The sequence below is a fragment of the Dyella amyloliquefaciens genome, from assembly GCF_004296575.1.
Taxonomy (GTDB): Bacteria; Pseudomonadota; Gammaproteobacteria; order Xanthomonadales; family Rhodanobacteraceae; genus Dyella; species Dyella amyloliquefaciens.
In genome coordinates, this window is record NZ_SAYT01000001.1 from 1039360 (window position 1) to 1056791 (window position 17432).

The window sequence follows — 17432 nt, forward strand, 5'->3', positions numbered from 1 at the left end:
CGCTCCTCCCACAGTGTGGCTGCAGGCGCCATGAGTCGTGGTTTCGAAGGTGCTCCATCCGAGATAAAAAAAGGACTGCCATGGGCAGTCCTTTTTGGGTCAAGCTGGAGGCTAGGTGATGAAATCCACCTGCTCCGTTGTTGCCATTAACCGCGGCAGATGGCCGGCAGGTACTTCTTGTCGATGGTGGAGGCGGTGCACGACCACGACAGCGGAGCGGCGGTCGGGTCCGTAGCCGTGGTGCTTGCGGTCGGGGTGAGGACGAAATTGCCCGTGGCGCTTGCCGGGAGGTGGCCCGCGCCACTCGCGTCGGCACCGACCGTGATAACGCCCGCGGCTACGGAAAGCGAGGCGACGTACTGGGTCGGGTTATCGCTGCAACCGGCAGCCGCCGTGTCGGTCGGCAGCGCGCCCTGAGACTGATAGTACTCGGCGACCGAGGTCTTGCAGGCGTCAGCAGCGACGACAAGTTCCGAAACCTTGGAGCGCGTGGTGTAGTCGCTGTAGGCCGGGATGGCGATGGCAGCCAGGATCGCGATGATCGCAACGACGATCATCAGTTCGATCAGGGTAAAGCCCTTCTGTACCTTCTTCATGATGGTTCCTCTGTTTGATTAGCTAACCGGTGATGCCCCTGAGCCCCGGCCCCGATTTCCCCCTAGGCGGGATCGGTTCCCCTCGCAACGGTCTGGAACGACCAGGAAGCTCGCGGCAGACGCAGCATGTTGTGTGCCATGTGTGCCGTTGACAGGTCCCCGCAGCGTTGCGGGTACAGGGATTGTGCATAGGGTCACGAAGGGGGGCAAGCGGATGGGGTGGCTGACTACGCGGGACTGTGGATCGCGTCTCGGCTCAGTGCGCGATCATGCCGGGATGGGGCATGAAGTGACGTGAAAGGTCACTTTTTGCCTTGTGGACTGGCGACTACTCGGGCGACCTCACCAGGGGTCTGTGGCCAGAACCGCAACCAGTCGATTCGTCCGGGTGCTTAGGATGGCCGCGAAGTCGGTCTTGCGGGACTGCAGGGGGATGTATCTGAGCGTATCGCCTTGCTTCGCAGCTCTATCAGAAAGCCCCTGGAGATATCCCTTCTGGACCGGTGTCAGGCCTTTGAGCTGGGACAGGCTGCGGGAATGCCTCATGAGACTCTCCGCAGCATCGCTGTAGGAAACGTAGTACTGGGGTCTGATATCGATGTCCTTGCCGCTTTCCAATGCCTGTAGGGCCAATTTCAAGGTATCCGCGCCCCCGGGCTTCGCGCCGACAAGAAGGGGCCCGGTCCACGAGCGGTGCCGAAACTCTGGAGTGTGGCCCTTGGCCAAGTCGGCGTCTGAAAGCTCATTGGCCATCACTATCCTCAGTCGGTCGACAACGGCTACCACAAAGACGGGCCTCGTCTGACAGATTACAAATAGCCCATACGCAAATGCGATCGTCTGCACAATGGCGATGATTGAAAGGTCAAGGCGCAGTTGTCGCTTTGATTTGGCAGGATTGAAGACCAGCAGAGTAAGTGCGGGGCCGACGACAATGTCCACGCCGACTATTAGCAGCATCAGTCCGGTTGCGCCTGCGGCAATGAAGTACGGTGGCGGGAACCAGAGCAGGTAGAGCAGTGCGGAAACGCATAGCGCCAGTGTGAGGCTGATTGCCAGATGGATGCCGGAGGCCTTCCAGCGGGACATGGTCGGGAGGTGGGTTGACATGGCTAATGGGATTGCGGGTATAGGCCGCTTGATACCACGTGCAAGGAAAAATTCCAGAGCAGCGTGCCACTCGTTGTTAGGTCGGGCTCCCAGTGCCGCACCGCGCCTTGCGCTGCGTGCCGCCGCCTCTTACCGTCAACGCCTTCGCAGCACCCAGGGACCCCCCAATGAAACCCTTGTTTGTCGCGCTGGCACTCGCGCTGGCCGGAACCTCCGCTGTAGCGGCCGAGGTCGAAAACCATGGACCGCATCCGTTCAATATTCGCGACTTGGTGATGATGGACCGAGTGGGCGATCCGCAGCTGTCGCCGGATGGCCGGTACGCGCTCTATACGGTGCGTGCCACCGATTACGCGGCCAACAAGGGCGTGACCTCGATCTACCTGCTGGACCTGGGCAAGGGCGGTGAGGAGGTGAAGCTGGTCGAGAAGGCCTCGTCGCCGCGCTGGGCGCCTGACGGCCAGGTGTTCTATTACGTGGCGGCAAAGGACGGCGTGGCGCAGGTTTGGCGCCGCGCACCCAACGCAGCTGGTCAGTCGGTCCAGGTGACACACGCGCCGATCGACGTGGACGGCTACAAAATCTCGCCGGACGGCAAGAAGATGTTGCTGACCTTCGGCGTCTTCACCGACTGCGCCGACCTGGCCTGCACCAAGGAGCGCCTGGATGGCCGCGCCGCCGACAAGGCGTCCGGCACCGTCTACGACAAGCTGTTCGTGCGCCATTGGGATACCTGGTCCGATGGCCGTCGTGCGCAGCTGTTCATCGCCGATGTCGATAACGCCAGCGAGCAGCCGGTGCTCCTAACCCGTGGCATCGATGGCGACGTCCCGAGCAAGCCGTTCGGTGGCGAAGACGAGTTCAATTTCTCGCCGGACGGCAAGACGGTCTATTTCAGCGTCCGTATCGCGGGCAAAACCGAACCGTGGTCGACCAACTTCGACGTCTACAGCGTGCCGGCCGACGGTTCGGCGGCGCCGAGCAATCTCACAGCGGCAAATCTGGCGTGGGATGCCTTCCCGTTGCCCTCGCCCGATGGCAAGACGCTGTATTACCTGGCGATGAAGACGCCGGTGTCGGAAGCCGACCGCTTCGGCATCATGGCGCTGGACCTGGCGACAGGCCAGAAGCACGAAGTGGCTCCCAACTGGGATCGCTCCGCCGGCGGCTTGCAGATCTCCGCTGACGGCAAGACGCTTTACGCCAGCGCCGACGATCAGGGCCAGCACCCGCTGTTTGCCATCGATGCCGCGACCGGCAAGGTCTCGACGCTGGTGACGGCTGGCGATGTCGGTGCCTATGCGGCCGGCAAGTCGAAGCTCCTGGTGCAGCGCGATGATCTCAAGCGTTCCGCTGACCTCTACATTGCCGATCTGCAGGGCAAAGGCCTCAAGCAGGTGACGCACTACAACGCCGCGCGCCTCAAGAATGCGCAGATGGGCGAGCCGGAGTTCTTCACCTTCAAGGGGTGGAACAACGAGACGGTGCAGGGCTACGTGGTGAAGCCGGCCAACTACAAGTCGGGCAAGAAGTACCCGGTGGCCTTCATCATCCACGGCGGCCCGCAGGGCGCGATGAGCAATGGCTGGAGCTACCGCTGGAATCCGCAGACCTACGCGGGCCAGGGTTTCGCCGTGGTGACCATCAACTTCCACGGTTCCACCGGCTATGGCCAGGCCTTCACCGATTCGATCTCGGGTGACTGGGGCGGCAAGCCGCTGGAAGACCTGAAGGCGGGCTGGAGTGCGGCGCTGTCCAAATACCGCTTCCTCGATGGCGATCGCGCGTGCGCGCTGGGCGCCAGCTACGGCGGCTACATGACCTACTGGATCGCCGGCGTGTGGAACCAGCCGTGGAAGTGCCTGGTGGACCACGACGGCGTGTTCGACGCCCGCGCCATGTACTACGACACCGAGGAACTCTGGTTCGAAGAACGCGAGAATGGTGGCACGCAGTACGAGCACCCAGAGAACTACGAGAAGTTCAACCCGGTCAATCACGTCAAGGATTGGCGCGTGCCGATGCTGGTGATCCATTCGGCCAAGGATTTCCGCATCCCGGATACGCAGGGCCTGGGTGCCTTCACGGCGCTGCAGCGTCGCGGGATTCCGAGCAAGCTGCTGCACTTCCCGGACGAGAACCACTGGGTGCTCAAGCCGCAGAACAGCGTGCAGTGGCACGAGACGGTCAATGCCTGGCTGAAGGAGTGGACTTCGGTGGGGGCGGCTAACGACGAAGCGAAATCGCAGCATTGACCCCCTCCCAACCTCCCCCTGCAAGCAGGGGGAGGGGTATTGATGCGCCTCGCGAGCAGGAGGGAGGGTGTTGATGTGCCACCCGCAAGCGGGCGCAGCAGCGCGATGTGTTACCCCCGCTAGCAGCGGTAGGCGTACACACTTTTCCTCCCTCCCCTGCCTGCAGGGGAGGGTTGGGGAGGGGTAAGCTCTTCCCTCTCTGGACGGAACAGGACGTTCCATGCAGCGCCTATGGCTACTGGCACGCAGGCTGCGCAACAAGGCCACGGATGCGGTGCGGCATCTATGGCGATATATCCGCTGTAATCAACTCGCTGGATACAAATTCCGCCGCCAGTTTCCGATCGGCGTCTATATCGTTGATTTCATCTGCGTACCGGCACGGCTTGCAGTGGAACTGGACGGTGGGCAGCACCTGGAGGCTCTGGATTACGACAACGCGCGGACCCGGTTTATCGAGTCACAGGGCTTCCGAGTGTTGCGATTCTGGAATGACGATGTGTTGATGCGGACCGATGCGGTGCTGGAGAAGATTCTTCGAGAGCTCGCCGCAGGATAAAGATCACCTCTCGCCGGCCCTCCCTCCTGTCAGGGGAAGCGGCATCATTCAGCAGTGCAATGCATTTCCGGGTGGGCTGGCGGTCAAAGCCACTTCGCCCGCTTGAGGAAGATGTAGATGCTACCCACCAGGGTGCCGACGATCGCAATGATCAGCGGATAGGCCCATGGCTTGTTGAGCTCGGGCATATGGGCGAAATTCATGCCGTACCAGCTGGTGATCAGGGTGGGGGCAGCCAGCATGGCGGCGTAGCCGGCAAGACGCTTCATCACTTCGTTCTGGCCGAACGTCACCAGCGAAAGATTCACGTTGATGGCGGCAGCCAGCATCTCGCGCATGGCGCTGATCGATTCGTTGACGCGGAACACGTGGTCATACACGTCGCGGAAATAGGCGCGCAGCTCATTCGGGATCAATTGAGGGTGCAACCGCACGAGCTGGCTGATGATGTCCTGCAACGGCGCGGCGGCCAGGCGCAGGGTCATCAGGTCGCGCTGCATGTCGTACAGGCGGCGGATGGTGCTGCGGTTGAAGGTGTCCGCGAAGATGTCTTTTTCCAGCTCCTGCAGCTCCTCGCGGAAGTCGCGGACGATAGGGAGCAGGTTGTCGACGATGAAGTCGAGCACGCCGTAAAGCCCATAGCTCGGGCCGTGCGCCAGGAGTTCCGGCGTATGTTCGCAGGTGCGCCTTGCCGGCGCGTACGACAGCGATGCGCCATGGCGCACGGTGACCAGGTAACGGGCGCCCAGGAAGATGTGGGTTTCGCCAAACGCGATGTGCCCGCTCACCAGCTGCGCGGTCTGCACCACGATGAAAAGCGAGTCGCCGTAGGTTTCGATCTTGGTGCGCTGGTGCGCGTGCTGGGCATCTTCGATGGCGAGATCGTGCAGGTCGAATTCTTCCTGGATCTTGTCCAGCAGAGCTTCGTCCGGCTCATGCAGGCCCACCCACACGAAGGTGTCGGGTTGCTTGAGTACTTCGCTGATGTCGTCGAGGCTGACATCGCCGATGCGCCGTCCGTCGAAATGATAGGCGACGCAATTGACGACCATGCCGGTGGATGGCGCGGGTGCTGCTGCAGGCTGTTTGGCTATCGACATGAACCAATGATGCGCCGCCGATCAAGACACGGCAACGACACCACACTCAACGTGTACGAGTGTTCAACGCATCGTTGCGGCGAAGGCACCACGCCAGTGCCAGCCAGCACGGCATGCCGAACAACAGCCAAGGCTGGTTCTGTTGCACGACGCCGGGCAACAGATGCAACAGCCAGGCGGCGAGCGCGGCCAGCAGTTGAAGCACGATCAATGCATTGGCCATGCGTGAGCTGACGCTTCCGTGGCGGGAGCGCCATACGGCGCCTACCAGCAACAGGGCTAACGGATTGAACAGCAACAGGTTGGCGTTGGCCCATGCGGAATGGTGCGTGGTCAGCGTCCACAAAATGAGCAGTGCGATGCCTACCAATCCCGCGAGCACCAGATACAGCGAGCCGAGCAGGGCGTAAGCGGTTGGCACAAACCGGCGTGCCGCGATCAACAGCGCCGCGAAAACCAGGCCTGCGATAGCGAGGGGCAAGCGGAGATCAGGCGCCTGGGCGGGCGGCGGAGTCAGGCGATTCGGCGAAAGCAGTTGCTCGTCCTGCACGAGGGGATGCGAGGCGCCTTCGGCGTCCGTCACGGTTACGTTGCGGATGTCTTCCTGCAGCACCATCGGCAGGAAGCTCTCCTGCCAGGCGCTGAGCGGCTGGTCCGCGTACGGACCCAAGCCAAGGTCGAGGATGAGCATCAGCCACGCCTGCTGGCTCATCAGGCGTGCCGTCTGCTGGCGGAATGTCATGTTCGCCGCGCGTGCTTGCAGCTGTTTCTTCAGGACGCCGCCCAAGGCCTTGTCCAGCGCGTCGCGCACGCGGGTGGCGCAGTTGTCCGCGTAGTAGTCGTAGTCGTAGCGCACGTTTTCCGGGCGCAGGTTCCACAGTAGGAAGTCGCGCAGGTCGCCTGCCTGCGCTGCCGTGAAGGCGAGCCGTTGGCGCGTGACCGAGCGGCCAACATCCACGTAGTAGTGCTGGTCGATCTCGCTGGGGGCGGCATCCATCAGGTAATGCATGCTGCCGCGGGCGAAGTGGAGCAGGAAGCCCTTCTCGTCGAAATCGAACACGCCGTAGTTGAACGTGATCGCTTCGCCGCTGACTGCATCACGCAGCTCGATGGCGTCGTGGCCGAAGCGTTCCCAGTAGGTGTCGCCGGGCCCGTAGGTGATCAGCGAAACCTCGAGATTGGCACCCGGTGCATTGGCGATGCCGGCCTGTGCGCGCGGCGCCCAGGCCAGGGCGCCGCACAGCAGGAACAGACAGAACGCCGCAAACAGGCGGCCAAACGGTTGTGAAGCAGCGGACGTGGGCGTCCTGCCTGATCGATGCACGATCAATCTTCCTGGCGGCGGGTGACTCGGAACGCCTGCACGCGGCGGTCGTCCGCCTCGGTGACGTGGAACAGGAAATCGCCGATGGCGATCTCTTCGCCGACTTCCGGGAGGTGCCCGAATTCGGACGTGCACATGCCGCCGACCGTGTCGAACTCCTCGTCGGAGAAGTTGGCGCCGGTCTCTTCGTTGAAGTCGGCGATCGGCGTGAGTGCGCTGACCGTCCAGCCACCGCCGGATTGCTCGTGCATCAGCGACGGCTCTTCCTCGTCGTCATGCTCGTCGTCGATCTCGCCGACGATCTGTTCAAGCACGTCCTCGATGGTGATGAGGCCGGCGACACCGCCGTATTCGTCCACCACCAATGCCATGTGGTTGCGCGTATGGCGGAACTCCGCCAGCAGCACGTTCAGCCGCATGGCCTCGGGAATCAGTACGGCAGGGCGCAGCACGGTGCTGACGTCGAAATGGTCACCGTCACCGACGAACTTCAGCAGGTCCTTGGCCAGCAGGATGCCAAGGATCTCGTCCTTGTCCTCGCCATGTACCGGGAAGCGCGAATGACCGGATTCGACCACCGTGGCGAGGATCTCGCGCAGCGGGGCTTCGGCGGAGAGCATCACGATCTGGGTGCGCGGCACCATCACATCGTCGACGCTCAGCTCGGTGACCTTGATGGCACCCTCGACCATGGTCAGGGTGTCGTTGGACATCAGGCCATTGGCCTGGGCGGTGCGCAGCTCTTCGATGAGCTCCTTCCGGTTGCGCGGCTCGCCGGAAAACAGGTGGCCCAGTCGATCCCACCATTTGCGGTGGGCCGGGCCGCTGGTACTACCAGGGTCCTCGTTCATTACTCTTTTAGGCTCTGCCCGATACCGGGCGGAACCGTCAGTCTAGCGGAAAAACCGTGACGATTCAGGAACAAGGCGCAACGCCTTGTTTTCCAGCCCCTGTTGACGGAGCGCGGAGCTTTTCCCTCTCCCCGCCGGGGAGAGGGCAGGGTGATAGGTGGGGCTCGCGGTAAGGCCGGTTCAGCGCCGGCTTCGATACAGCGGCACCGCAAGATTGGCCCCTCACCTCAATCCTCTCCCCGGAGGGGAGAGGGGGTAGAGGCTCAGCCTTCGTACGGGTTGGCGATCCCCATCCCGGCCAGGATGCGGGTTTCCAGGGCCTCCATCGCTTCGGCCTCGCCGTCCTCAATGTGGTCATAGCCCAGCAGGTGCAGGACGCCATGCACGGTCATATGGGCCCAATGGTCCCGCGCCAGCTTGCCTTGCTCGGTCGCCTCGCGACTCACCACGGGGGCGCAGATGACGAGGTCGCCGATCAGGGGCAGGGTGATGCCGGGGGGGAGTTCCACCGGGAACGACAGCACGTTGGTGGCGTAGTCCTTGCCGCGATAGTCGCGGTTGAGCGCACGGCCTTCCTTGGTATCGACAATGCGGATGGACAGTTCGGTGGCCTTGCGGCGCCTGGCCCCGCGCAGTGCCGCCTCCACCCACTCGCGGAAGCTGGGCGACGAGGGCACGCCCTTGCGCGGGGCGGCGTAGCCCACGGAAAGCGTCAGAGGCGTGGCGCTCACTTGGGCGTGTCCTCGGACGCCTGCTCGAAGGCTTCGTAGGCGCGCACGATCTTCGCCACCAGCGGGTGGCGCACCACGTCGCGCGAGGTGAAGAAGGTGAAGCTGATGCCGTCCACGCCGCGCAGCACTTCGACGGCATGGCGCAGGCCTGAGCGCACGTTGCGCGGCAGGTCGACCTGGCTGACGTCGCCGGTGATCACGGCGACCGAGCCGAAGCCGATGCGCGTGAGGAACATCTTCATCTGTTCGACGGTGGTGTTCTGCGCTTCGTCGAGGATCACATAGGAATCATTGAGCGTGCGTCCGCGCATATAGGCGAGCGGGGCGATCTCGATCACGTTGCGCTCGATCAGCTTGGCGACCTTTTCGAAGCCGAGCATTTCGTACAGCGCGTCATACAGCGGGCGCAGGTAGGGATCGACCTTCTGGGTGAGGTCGCCGGGCAGGAAGCCCAGCTTCTCGCCGGCCTCGACCGCGGGGCGCACCAGCAGCAGGCGCTGCACGCGGTTGGCTTCCAGTGCCTCGACTGCGCTGGCCACGGCGAGATAGGTCTTGCCGGTACCGGCCGGGCCGACGCCGAAGCTGATGTCGTGCGTCGTGATGGCGTGGAGGTAGCGCGCCTGGTTGGGGCCGCGGCCCTTGATCACGCCGCGCTTCACCTTGATGGTGACGTCCTGTGCGCCGTCGGCTGCGTCATTGACGATCGCGTCGATGCCTGAGTCCGCGAGGTGCAGGTTGATCTTGGCGCCGTTGAGCGATTCGTTTTCGGTGCTCGCGTAGAGCGCCTGCATCACCTTCTCGGCCGTGCGCACCGCGCCTTCCTCGCCGATCACCTGGAACAGGTTGCCGCGATGATTGATCTCTACGCCGAGGCGCAATTCCACCTGGCGCAGGTGTTCGTCGAACGGGCCGCACAGGTTGGAAAGACGGGCGTTGTCTTCGGGTTCCAGTGCGAAATCGCGTTGGGGAAGGCCGTTGGTCATGGGCTTTATCGAAAGGTTTGGATGCGAACCCTTCTCCCCTCGGGAGAAGGTGCCGGCAGGCGGATGAGGGTGCGGACTTGCGACTCAGTCTCAGCGGGGCGCAAGCCCCGTACCCTCACCCCAACCCCTCCGCCGGAGGGAGAGGGGCTTTTAGAGATATCAAGCTCAGGCCGCCACTTCATCGGCAAGATGCACGCGGCCACGCAGCGAATTGCTCATGGCCTCAGTGATCACCACATCGATGAACTGTCCGATCATGCGCGCGTGACCCGGGAAGTTCACGAAGCGCATGTTTTCGGTGCGACCGGTGAACTCATTGGGATCCTTCCTGCTGGGTTTTTCCACCAGCACGCGCTGCACGGTGCCGACCATCGCCTCGTTGATCTTGCGGGCGTTGTCGTTGAGCTTGGCCTGCAGGCGCGAGAGGCGCTCGTGCTTCACCTCGGACGAGGTGTGATCCTCGAGGTTGGCCGCCGGCGTGCCGGGGCGAGCGGAGAAGATGAAGGAGAAGCTCTGGTCGAAACCGACGTCCTCGATCAGCTTCATGGTCTTCTCGAAATCGTCGTCGGTCTCGCCGGGGAAGCCCACGATGAAGTCCGAGGAGAGGCAGATGTCCGGGCGCACGGCGCGCAGCTTGCGGATCTTCTGCTTGAATTCCAGCGTCGTGTAACCGCGCTTCATCGCCGTGAGGATGCGGTCCGAGCCCGCCTGCACCGGCAGGTGCAGGAAGTTGCACAGCTGCGGCACGTTGGCGTACGCCTCGATCAGCGAGTCGGAGAACTCCAGCGGATGGGAGGTGGTGAAGCGGATGCGGCCGATGCCCTCGATCTGCGCGATGGCATGGATCAGCACGGCGAGGTCGGCGATGCCGCCATCGTGCGTGGGGCCGCGATAGGCGTTGACGTTCTGGCCCAGCAGGGTCACTTCGCGCACGCCTTGTTCGGCGAGCTGGGCCACTTCCACCAGCACGTCGTCGAACGGGCGGCTGATCTCTTCGCCACGGGTGTACGGCACCACGCAATACGAGCAGTACTTGGAGCAGCCTTCCATGATGGAGACGAAGGCGGTGGGGCCTTCGGCGCGCGGCTCGGGCAGGCGGTCGAACTTCTCGATCTCCGGGAAGCTGATGTCCACCTGCGGCTTGCCGCTCTCGCGGCGTGCCTCGATCAGCTCGGGCAGGCGGTGCAGGGTCTGCGGGCCGAACACGAGGTCCACGTACGGCGCACGCTTGATGATGTCCTTGCCTTCCTGGGAGGCCACGCAGCCGCCGACGCCGATCAGCACCTTCTTGCCACCCTGCTTGTGCTCCTTCCAGCGGCCGAGCTGGCTGAACACCTTTTCCTGGGCCTTCTCGCGGATCGAGCAGGTATTGACCAGGATGACGTCCGCCTCGGACTCGTCCTGGGTCAGTTCCAGCCCATGCGAGGCCTTGAGCACGTCAGCCATCTTGGCCGAGTCGTACTCGTTCATCTGGCAGCCGTGGGTTTTGATGAAAAGCTTGCCGGTCATGGGCTTGGGTACCGTGGTGTGCAGGACGGCGGGAGGAAGGCGCCGAACAGCACAGTTTACGCGCCTGTGGTTGGCTTCGCCAGCTGAACGGCCAGCTTGGTCAAGGACTTGCATGCCAAAGCGAGCCGGGGGCTGGGCAAGTTTGTCCTGCTGCACGAAATGGCCGGCTCCTGCTTGGCGTAGGCCCTGGCTGGGGGCACACTGCCACTGCCTGGCGTAGCACCAAGGCGTCAGGAAAGCATTGAGGAAGGGGGGGTGATGGGCAGGCTGGGTCGGAAAGTGGCCGTCGCGCAAGCGTCGCGGCCGACGGTGAGGCCGTGATCCAGCGGCAACGGCCGGGCACGGGTCGACCAGCCCTCCTGTGGCTGGGGGCGGTGTGCGCTTTGGCGCTGGCCTGGCTGTGCCCGTTCGCGACCGTCCATGCCGGGGTCCTCTATCGCTGTACCGGCAGTGCGGGTGAGACCGTATTCAGCAGCAGCACTGTCGGTTATCAGGGCTGCAGCAAGATCGCGAGCGCCCCCGATCCGGTTCGGCGCAAGCCGGCGGGCAAGTCGACCGCCTCGCTGTCTGGCGTGCAGGGCGTCGCAGACACCTCGGCCAGGAAATCGCCACCGCCGGCGCCCGTGGCTGCGCCGCCGATCACTTCGCTGGCCTGGGTCAAGGATTCGGCGCAGACCACGGCGCGCGAGGTGTCGCCCGTGCCGGTCGTTCGCGCCGGGAAGGCGGGGCAGTGGAGCTATGCCGAGGCGTCACCGGCACGCAGCAGCTCGGTCCCCGACAAGCCGGTGGCCAATGTGTCCGCCGATGGCGACCGCGTGTTGCGCGGCGCGGTCTACCGGGTGGTGCGCAAGGACGGCAGCGTCGAGTACACCAACCTGCGTCCGGCCGGGCAGCAGGATCACGCGGTGACCATGCTGTTCACCTATATCGCCACCTGCGTGGCCTGCAACCTGCACTCCACCATCCAGTGGAACTCGGTGGCGCTCAACCTCACCGACTATGCCGACGTGATCCGCCTGGCCAGCCAGGAGTCGGGAGTCGACGAGGCCTTCCTGCGCGCCATCATCCATGCCGAAAGCGCGTTCAACCCGCGGGCGATGTCGATCAAGGGCGCCCAGGGCTTGATGCAGCTGATGCCGGGTACGGCGTTGGACATGGGCGTGAGGGACGCGTTCGACACGGCGCAGAACATACGCGGCGGCGCCCGCTATCTGGGCCTGCTGCTGCGGACCTTCAACGGCAATGAGCAGTGGGCCGCGGCGGCCTACAACGCGGGCCCCGGCGCCGTGCAGCGCTACAACGGCGTGCCGCCCTACGACGAGACCCGGGTTTACGTGGAGCGCGTGGGTACGTTGCGTCGGCGCTACGGACAAGCCATCCATGCGCCGGGTGGGCGGCTGCCGGTGGCAGCTGGCATATCAACCATCCAGTGAGGCGGTGGGCGTCTGCGGCGGACGCTGCGCCAGGATGACCTCAGTGTGGAAGGGCGTGCCGTTGCGTAGCCCGGACACTTCGACCTTGCTGCCCGGTTTGAGTGCAGCCTCGTGCCGGCGCAGGTCGGACGGATCGACGATGTCTTCCTGGCCCAGTCGCAGCAGGATGTCGTGCGGCTGGATGCCGGCCTGGGCGGCCGGGCCACCGGGATAGATGTCGGTGACCAGTGCGCCACGTGCCGCGGCGGGCAGGCCGCTGTCGGCGGCCACCGGGACGAAGGTGTAATCCGCGCCCATCCAGCCGCGCACCACATGACCGGTGTCGATGATCTGGTCCAGCACCTTCTTGGCGCTGGCCACGGGGATGGCAAAGCTGATGCCCTCGGCATTGGCCGCCTTGCCGATCAGCAGGGTGTTGATGCCGACCAGCTCGCCTTCAGTGTTGACCAGCGCGCCACCCGAGTTGCCGAGGTTGATGGCCGCATCCGTCTGGATGAAATCCTCCGGGCTGCCGCTGCTCAGCTGCCGACCGATGGCGCTGACGATGCCCATGGTCACGGTCTGGTTGAGGCCAAGCGGATTGCCGATGGCCAGCACCACGTCGCCGGTGCGTACCGCGTGCCGGTCGGCAATGTGGATGACGGGCAGGTTGCCCGCATCGATTTTCAGCACGGCCAGGTCGGTCTCGGTGTCGGCGCCGACCACCTTGGCCTTGGCCACGCGGCCGTCGTAGAGCAGCACCTGGATGTCATCGGCGTTGGCGATCACGTGGTTGTTGGTGAGCACATAGCCCTGGCTGCTCACGATCACGCCGGAGCCCAGGTTCTGCTCGCGCCGCTTGTAGGCGGGGCCGGCCGGGCGTCCGCCAAACAGCCGTTGCAACACCGGGTCGGTGTACATCTGCACGGCCTGCTCGGTGACCATCTTGTTGGCGTAGATGTTCACGACCGAGGGCGCGGCACGTGAAACCGCATCGGCGTAGGAGACCGGGCCGCTGACAGGAGCGGCCGGCACGGTTGCGGCGGGCGCCTCCGGTGTTGCGTGCCCGACGCCGAAATGTTGGCGCAGGCGATTACCCACGTTGGGCCACATCAGGCTGATGACGAAGGCAGCCGCCAGCCCGATCACGACGAATCGGGCAATGAAGGCGAGCGTGCCTGCGGCATGTTTCATGTCGTTATGCTTTTCGTGGCAAGGCGTTAGGTCGGGTCACGCAGGGGTGCGGCAAAAGCACCGCTTTTATTGTACGAGTCATGCCCTGACGCTACACTAACGCGATTTGCGAGAGCTGGATTCTACTGGCGCTTGCGAAGCGGGTCGTCCCGGGAGCTTCCCGGTGCGCAAGGTGCCCGGAAGCGGATGGCCTGTGGCTTTGCCGCATGCCGATCGTGGCGGCACCGCGTACCTGCTGTAATGGGGGAGTTGTCTGGGTTTTTCCGGTTCGCAGTGGGCTCACGCCCGCTGCCGTACATGTCGACGCGCTTGGCAAGCACCTGTGGAACTCTTAAGTTCCGCGTCTCAATGGCATGTAAGTACCGGAGAGCCTGATGGCGAACGAAGTCGTCGATCACGGCCGCCGCCGCTTCCTCACAGCGACCACTGCAGTGGTCGGTGGTGTTGGAGTCGTCGCGGCAGCTGTGCCCTTCATCAAGTCGTGGGAGCCCAGCGCGCGGGCGAAGTCCGCGGGTGCGCCGGTCACGGTCGACATCAGCAAGATCGAGGAGGGCCAGAAGGTCACCTTCCCGTGGCGTGGTCTCCCGGTCTTCGTGGTCAACCGCACCAAAGTCCAGCTTGATGCACTGCCCAGTCAGGACAGCCGCCTGGTCGATGCCAAGTCCGATCAGGGCTCGGCCGAGCAGCAGCCCAAGTACGCGCAGAACGAAGCCCGCTCCATCAAGCCCGAGTGGCTGGTGCTGGTGGGCCTGTGCACCCACCTGGGTTGCGTGCCCGACTTCGTCCCGGTGATGAAGCCCGAGCCGTTCGATCCGGATTGGAAGGGCGGCTTCTACTGCCCCTGCCACAAGTCGCGCTACGACATGTCTGGCCGCGTCTACGCCGGCGTGCCGGCACCGAAGAACCTGTTGGTGCCGCCGTATCATTTCATCGATGACACGCACATCCAGATTGGCGTGGATCCGAAGGAGGCCGGCTAATGGCCAACGTATTCACGCGTATCGGCGATTGGTTCAATGAGCGTGCGCCGGGCTTGATGCCCATGTACCGCAAGCACATGACCGAGTACTACGCGCCGAAGAACTTCAATCTTTGGTACTACTTCGGCTCGCTCGCGATCCTGGTGCTGGTCAATCAGATCGTCACCGGCATCTTCCTCACCATGAACTACAAGACGAGTGCGGCGGAAGCCTTCAACTCGGTCGAGTACATCATGCGTGACGTGGAGTGGGGCTGGCTGATCCGCTACATGCACTCCACCGGCGCGTCGCTGTTCTTCGTGGTGGTGTTCCTGCACATGTTCCGCGGCCTGCTGTACGGCTCGTACCAGAAGCCTCGCGAACTGGTGTGGCTGCTGGGCATGCTGATCTTCCTGGCGCTGATGGCCGAAGCCTTCATGGGTTACGTGCTGCCGTGGGGCAACATGTCCTTCTGGGGCGCCAAGGTGATCATCTCGCTGTTCGGCACCATCCCCGTGATCGGTGGTGGCCTGGTCGAATGGATCATGGGTGACTACCTGCCGGCAGACGCCACGCTCAACCGCTTCTTCGCGCTGCACGTGATCGCACTGCCGATCGTGCTGTTGCTGCTGGTGGTGCTGCATCTGGCCGCCCTGCACGAAGTGGGCTCGAACAATCCGGACGGCGTTGACATCAAGCACGGCCCGAAGGGCAACCGCTGGGATGCGGCCAAGCCGGCCGACGGCATTCCCTTCCACCCGTACTACACGGTGAAGGACCTGTTCGGCGTTGGTTTCTTCCTGATCATCGCGGCGTTCATCATTTTCTTTGCGCCGACCTTCGGTGGCTGGTTCCTCGAGCACGACAACTTCCTGCCGGCGAACAATCTGGTGACCCCGACGCACATCAAGCCGTCGTGGTACTTCACCCCGTTCTACGCCATCCTGCGCATGATCCCGTCGTTCTTCGGCACCGCCTTCTGGGGCGTGCTGGGCATGTTCGGCGCCATTGCGTTGCTGTTCCTTCTGCCCTGGATCGATGCGGGCAAGGTGCGCTCCATCCGCTATCGCGGCACCGGTTACAAGGTGGCGCTGATGTCGTTCGCGGGTTCCTTCATCGGCCTGGCCCTGGTGGGTGCGGGCGTGGTGGGCGAAAAGCTCGTCGAATGGGCTCCGTCGGACGCGACCTTCTGGGAAAACGCCTTCGGCCGCGTAATGACGATCATCTACTTCGGGTACTTCGTGTTCCTGTGGTGCTACACGCACCTTGGCTGGGAAAAGACCAAGGCTGTGCCGGAGCGGGTGGTGTTTGACCATGACTAAGCGACAGTCCCCGATGAAGAAAGCCATCTACTCGTTTGCACTTTCCGTGGGCCTGCTGGTCGGCGCCAACGCGACGGTGTCTGCCGAAGAGGGGCATCTGGCCTCCGCCGGCACCAACATCCGCGACCAGGCGTCGCTGCAGCGTGGCGCGAAGTTGTTCTTCAACTACTGCGTCGGCTGCCACTCGCTGAAGTACGTGCGTTACTCGCGTATCGCCGAGGATCTGGGTCTGAGCGAAGACGAGGTCATGAAGAACCTCAACTTCACGGGCGCCAAGTTTGGTGACACGGTGGTTTCGCACATGCCGGAAGACCAGGCCCAGCAGTACTTCGGCAAGGCACCGCCGGATCTCTCGCTGGAAGTGCGCACCAAGGAAGAGGGTCCGGATTGGGTGTTCGGCTACCTGAACTCCTTCTACGTGGACCCCAGCCGTCCGGTGGGCTGGAACAACACGGTCTTCCCGAACGCCTCCATGCCGAACCCGCTGTGGGAACTGCAGGGCGTGCAGACGGCCGTGAAGAAGGAAGGTTCCGACGAGGTGGAGAAGCTGGAGCTGTCCCAGCCGGGCAAGCTCACGCCGGCCCAGTACCAGCAGGCCACGCGTGACCTGACCGCCTTCCTCGAGTACGCCGCCGAGCCGGCTGCGCTGCAGCGCCAGCGTTACGGCATCTGGGTGTTGCTCTTCCTGGCAGGCTTCACTTTCCTGGCATATCTGCTAAAGAAGGAATATTGGAAGGACGTCCACTGAGGCGTCCCTCCAATGGCCCAGGGTACGGCGGCCTAGTGCCGCCGTATTCGCTTAATGTCGATGGGGAGATCGCGCATGGTTCAAAGCGCTCGTTCGCGTACCGCACTCACCCTGTACACCACCGCGGATGGCATCCAGTGCCATCGCACCAGGCTGGTACTTGCCGCCAAGGGCGTCAGCTATGAACGGGTGCTCGTGGATCCGGCCAGGCCTCCGGAAGACCTGCTCGAACTGAACCCCTACGGCAGTACGCCGACCCTGGTCGACAGGGATCTCACTCTCTACAACACCGCGGTCGTCTGCGAATACCTCGACGAACGCTATCCACACCCCCCCTTGATGCCGATCGACCCGCTATCGCGGGCGCGCTTGCGCCTGGCCTCGGTGCGGATTGAGCTCGACTGGTTGTCCGAGGTGGAGACCATCAAGTCGGGTGGGCGTCCGGCGGACGCTGCCCGCAAGCGCCTGCGGGAGCATCTGTTGTCCTCCCTGCCACTGTTCAAGGCATCCCGGTTCTTCCTCAATCCCGAGATGAGCCTGACCGACTGCCTGGTCGCCCCGGTGATCTGGCGCCTGCCATGGCTGGGCGTGGATCTGGGGCGGGACGGTAAACCTATCCTTGATTATGGCGAGCGGCTGTTTGCCAGTCAGGGCTATGTGCGCAGCATGACCGCCGAAGAAAAGGCCATGCGTTCCTGATCGCCGGTTCCCTGCAGGGTGTGCCCTGCAGCGAGCTGATCGGGCAGGGCGAGGCACACGATCGGGCGTCGTTCGTCCAG

Annotated in this window: 16 protein-coding genes; 7 read left to right on the plus strand and 9 right to left on the minus strand. The window is 63.6% G+C overall.

The window, feature by feature from the left end; all coding sequences use genetic code 11:
• Positions 1-146: 146 nt before the first annotated feature.
• Together EPB08_RS04285 and tfpZ are read right to left on the minus strand one after the other, a co-directional pair.
• Positions 147-596: a pilin gene (locus EPB08_RS04285; protein WP_130617787.1), complete on the minus strand. Its 450-nt coding sequence runs from the start codon at positions 594-596 to the stop codon at positions 147-149.
• 342 nt (positions 597-938) lie between these two features.
• Positions 939-1706 (minus strand): TfpX/TfpZ family type IV pilin accessory protein, encoded by a 768-nt coding sequence (tfpZ, locus tag EPB08_RS04290; protein WP_130617788.1) that lies wholly within the window; start codon positions 1704-1706, stop codon positions 939-941.
• A gap of 167 nt (positions 1707-1873) precedes the next feature.
• Between tfpZ and EPB08_RS04295 the strand changes: the two genes are divergently transcribed.
• Positions 1874-3961: an alpha/beta hydrolase family protein gene (locus EPB08_RS04295; protein WP_130617789.1), complete on the plus strand. Its 2088-nt coding sequence runs from the start codon at positions 1874-1876 to the stop codon at positions 3959-3961.
• A gap of 220 nt (positions 3962-4181) precedes the next feature.
• On the plus strand, positions 4182-4520 hold the full coding sequence (locus EPB08_RS04300) for an endonuclease domain-containing protein (RefSeq protein WP_130617790.1): 339 nt from the start codon (positions 4182-4184) through the stop codon (positions 4518-4520).
• An 83-nt stretch (positions 4521-4603) separates the two neighbouring features.
• Here the strand turns inward: EPB08_RS04300 and corA are convergent, their stop codons facing one another.
• The 6 genes from corA to miaB form a co-directional block, all read right to left on the minus strand.
• Positions 4604-5620 (minus strand): magnesium/cobalt transporter CorA, encoded by a 1017-nt coding sequence (gene corA, locus EPB08_RS04305; protein ID WP_229238206.1) that lies wholly within the window; start codon positions 5618-5620, stop codon positions 4604-4606.
• A 46-nt stretch (positions 5621-5666) separates the two neighbouring features.
• A complete protein-coding gene (locus tag EPB08_RS04310; protein WP_130617914.1) occupies positions 5667-6890 on the minus strand; it encodes a lipoprotein N-acyltransferase Lnb domain-containing protein in 1224 nt (407 codons plus the stop codon).
• A gap of 56 nt (positions 6891-6946) precedes the next feature.
• Positions 6947-7795, minus strand: a complete 849-nt coding sequence (locus EPB08_RS04315; protein WP_130617791.1) for a CorC family transporter — start codon at positions 7793-7795, stop codon at positions 6947-6949.
• A 263-nt stretch (positions 7796-8058) separates the two neighbouring features.
• The gene (gene ybeY / locus EPB08_RS04320; protein WP_130617792.1) at positions 8059-8526 is read right to left on the minus strand and encodes an rRNA maturation RNase YbeY; all 468 of its coding nucleotides are present in this window, start codon (positions 8524-8526) and stop codon (positions 8059-8061) included.
• Positions 8523-9509 carry a PhoH family protein gene (locus EPB08_RS04325; protein WP_130617793.1) on the minus strand — a complete coding sequence of 329 codons (987 nt, stop codon included), beginning with the start codon at positions 9507-9509 and terminating at the stop codon, positions 8523-8525. The genes ybeY and EPB08_RS04325 overlap by 4 nt, the downstream gene beginning before the upstream one ends.
• Before the next feature lie 165 nt (positions 9510-9674).
• Positions 9675-11018, minus strand: a complete 1344-nt coding sequence (gene miaB / locus EPB08_RS04330) for a tRNA (N6-isopentenyl adenosine(37)-C2)-methylthiotransferase MiaB (protein WP_130617794.1) — start codon at positions 11016-11018, stop codon at positions 9675-9677.
• A 317-nt stretch (positions 11019-11335) separates the two neighbouring features.
• Between miaB and EPB08_RS04335 the strand changes: the two genes are divergently transcribed.
• Positions 11336-12451, plus strand: a complete 1116-nt coding sequence (locus EPB08_RS04335; protein WP_324615140.1) for a lytic transglycosylase domain-containing protein — start codon at positions 11336-11338, stop codon at positions 12449-12451.
• Here the strand turns inward: EPB08_RS04335 and EPB08_RS04340 are convergent.
• Positions 12437-13624, minus strand: coding sequence for a S1C family serine protease (locus EPB08_RS04340; protein WP_130617795.1), 1188 nt, complete (start codon positions 13622-13624; stop codon positions 12437-12439). The genes EPB08_RS04335 and EPB08_RS04340 overlap by 15 nt on opposite strands.
• Positions 13625-13998: 374 nt before the next feature.
• Here EPB08_RS04340 and petA point away from each other — a divergent pair, with 374 nt between their 5' ends.
• From petA to EPB08_RS04360, 4 genes are all read left to right on the plus strand, one after another.
• A complete protein-coding gene (gene petA, locus EPB08_RS04345) occupies positions 13999-14604 on the plus strand; it encodes a ubiquinol-cytochrome c reductase iron-sulfur subunit (protein WP_130617796.1) in 606 nt (201 codons plus the stop codon).
• Positions 14604-15905 carry a cytochrome b gene (locus EPB08_RS04350; protein WP_130617797.1) on the plus strand — a complete coding sequence of 434 codons (1302 nt, stop codon included), beginning with the start codon at positions 14604-14606 and terminating at the stop codon, positions 15903-15905. Before petA ends, EPB08_RS04350 begins: the two co-directional genes overlap by 1 nt.
• A gap of 13 nt (positions 15906-15918) precedes the next feature.
• On the plus strand, positions 15919-16653 hold the full coding sequence (locus EPB08_RS04355; protein WP_130617916.1) for a cytochrome c1: 735 nt from the start codon (positions 15919-15921) through the stop codon (positions 16651-16653).
• Between the two features lie 75 nt (positions 16654-16728).
• Positions 16729-17352: a glutathione S-transferase N-terminal domain-containing protein gene (locus tag EPB08_RS04360; RefSeq protein WP_130617798.1), complete on the plus strand. Its 624-nt coding sequence runs from the start codon at positions 16729-16731 to the stop codon at positions 17350-17352.
• The last annotated feature ends 80 nt before the right edge of the window (positions 17353-17432 follow it).

What these genes read in the sequence shown, in the direction of transcription:
- EPB08_RS04355 (WP_130617916.1), top strand. Translation starts at nt 15,919, where the DNA reads ATGAAGAAAGCCATCTACTCGTTTGCACTTTCCGTGGGCCTGCTGGTC.
- petA (WP_130617796.1), top strand. Translation starts at nt 13,999, where the DNA reads ATGGCGAACGAAGTCGTCGATCACGGCCGCCGCCGCTTCCTCACAGCG.
- EPB08_RS04300 (WP_130617790.1), top strand. Translation starts at nt 4,182, where the DNA reads ATGCAGCGCCTATGGCTACTGGCACGCAGGCTGCGCAACAAGGCCACG.
- EPB08_RS04340 (WP_130617795.1), bottom strand. Translation starts at nt 13,624, where the DNA reads ATGAAACATGCCGCAGGCACGCTCGCCTTCATTGCCCGATTCGTCGTG.
- EPB08_RS04350 (WP_130617797.1), top strand. Translation starts at nt 14,604, where the DNA reads ATGGCCAACGTATTCACGCGTATCGGCGATTGGTTCAATGAGCGTGCG.
- tfpZ (WP_130617788.1), bottom strand. Translation starts at nt 1,706, where the DNA reads ATGTCAACCCACCTCCCGACCATGTCCCGCTGGAAGGCCTCCGGCATC.
- EPB08_RS04325 (WP_130617793.1), bottom strand. Translation starts at nt 9,509, where the DNA reads ATGACCAACGGCCTTCCCCAACGCGATTTCGCACTGGAACCCGAAGAC.
- EPB08_RS04295 (WP_130617789.1), top strand. Translation starts at nt 1,874, where the DNA reads ATGAAACCCTTGTTTGTCGCGCTGGCACTCGCGCTGGCCGGAACCTCC.
- miaB (WP_130617794.1), bottom strand. Translation starts at nt 11,018, where the DNA reads ATGACCGGCAAGCTTTTCATCAAAACCCACGGCTGCCAGATGAACGAG.
- EPB08_RS04285 (WP_130617787.1), bottom strand. Translation starts at nt 596, where the DNA reads ATGAAGAAGGTACAGAAGGGCTTTACCCTGATCGAACTGATGATCGTC.
- EPB08_RS04360 (WP_130617798.1), top strand. Translation starts at nt 16,729, where the DNA reads ATGGTTCAAAGCGCTCGTTCGCGTACCGCACTCACCCTGTACACCACC.
- corA (WP_229238206.1), bottom strand. Translation starts at nt 5,620, where the DNA reads ATGTCGATAGCCAAACAGCCTGCAGCAGCACCCGCGCCATCCACCGGC.
- EPB08_RS04315 (WP_130617791.1), bottom strand. Translation starts at nt 7,795, where the DNA reads ATGAACGAGGACCCTGGTAGTACCAGCGGCCCGGCCCACCGCAAATGG.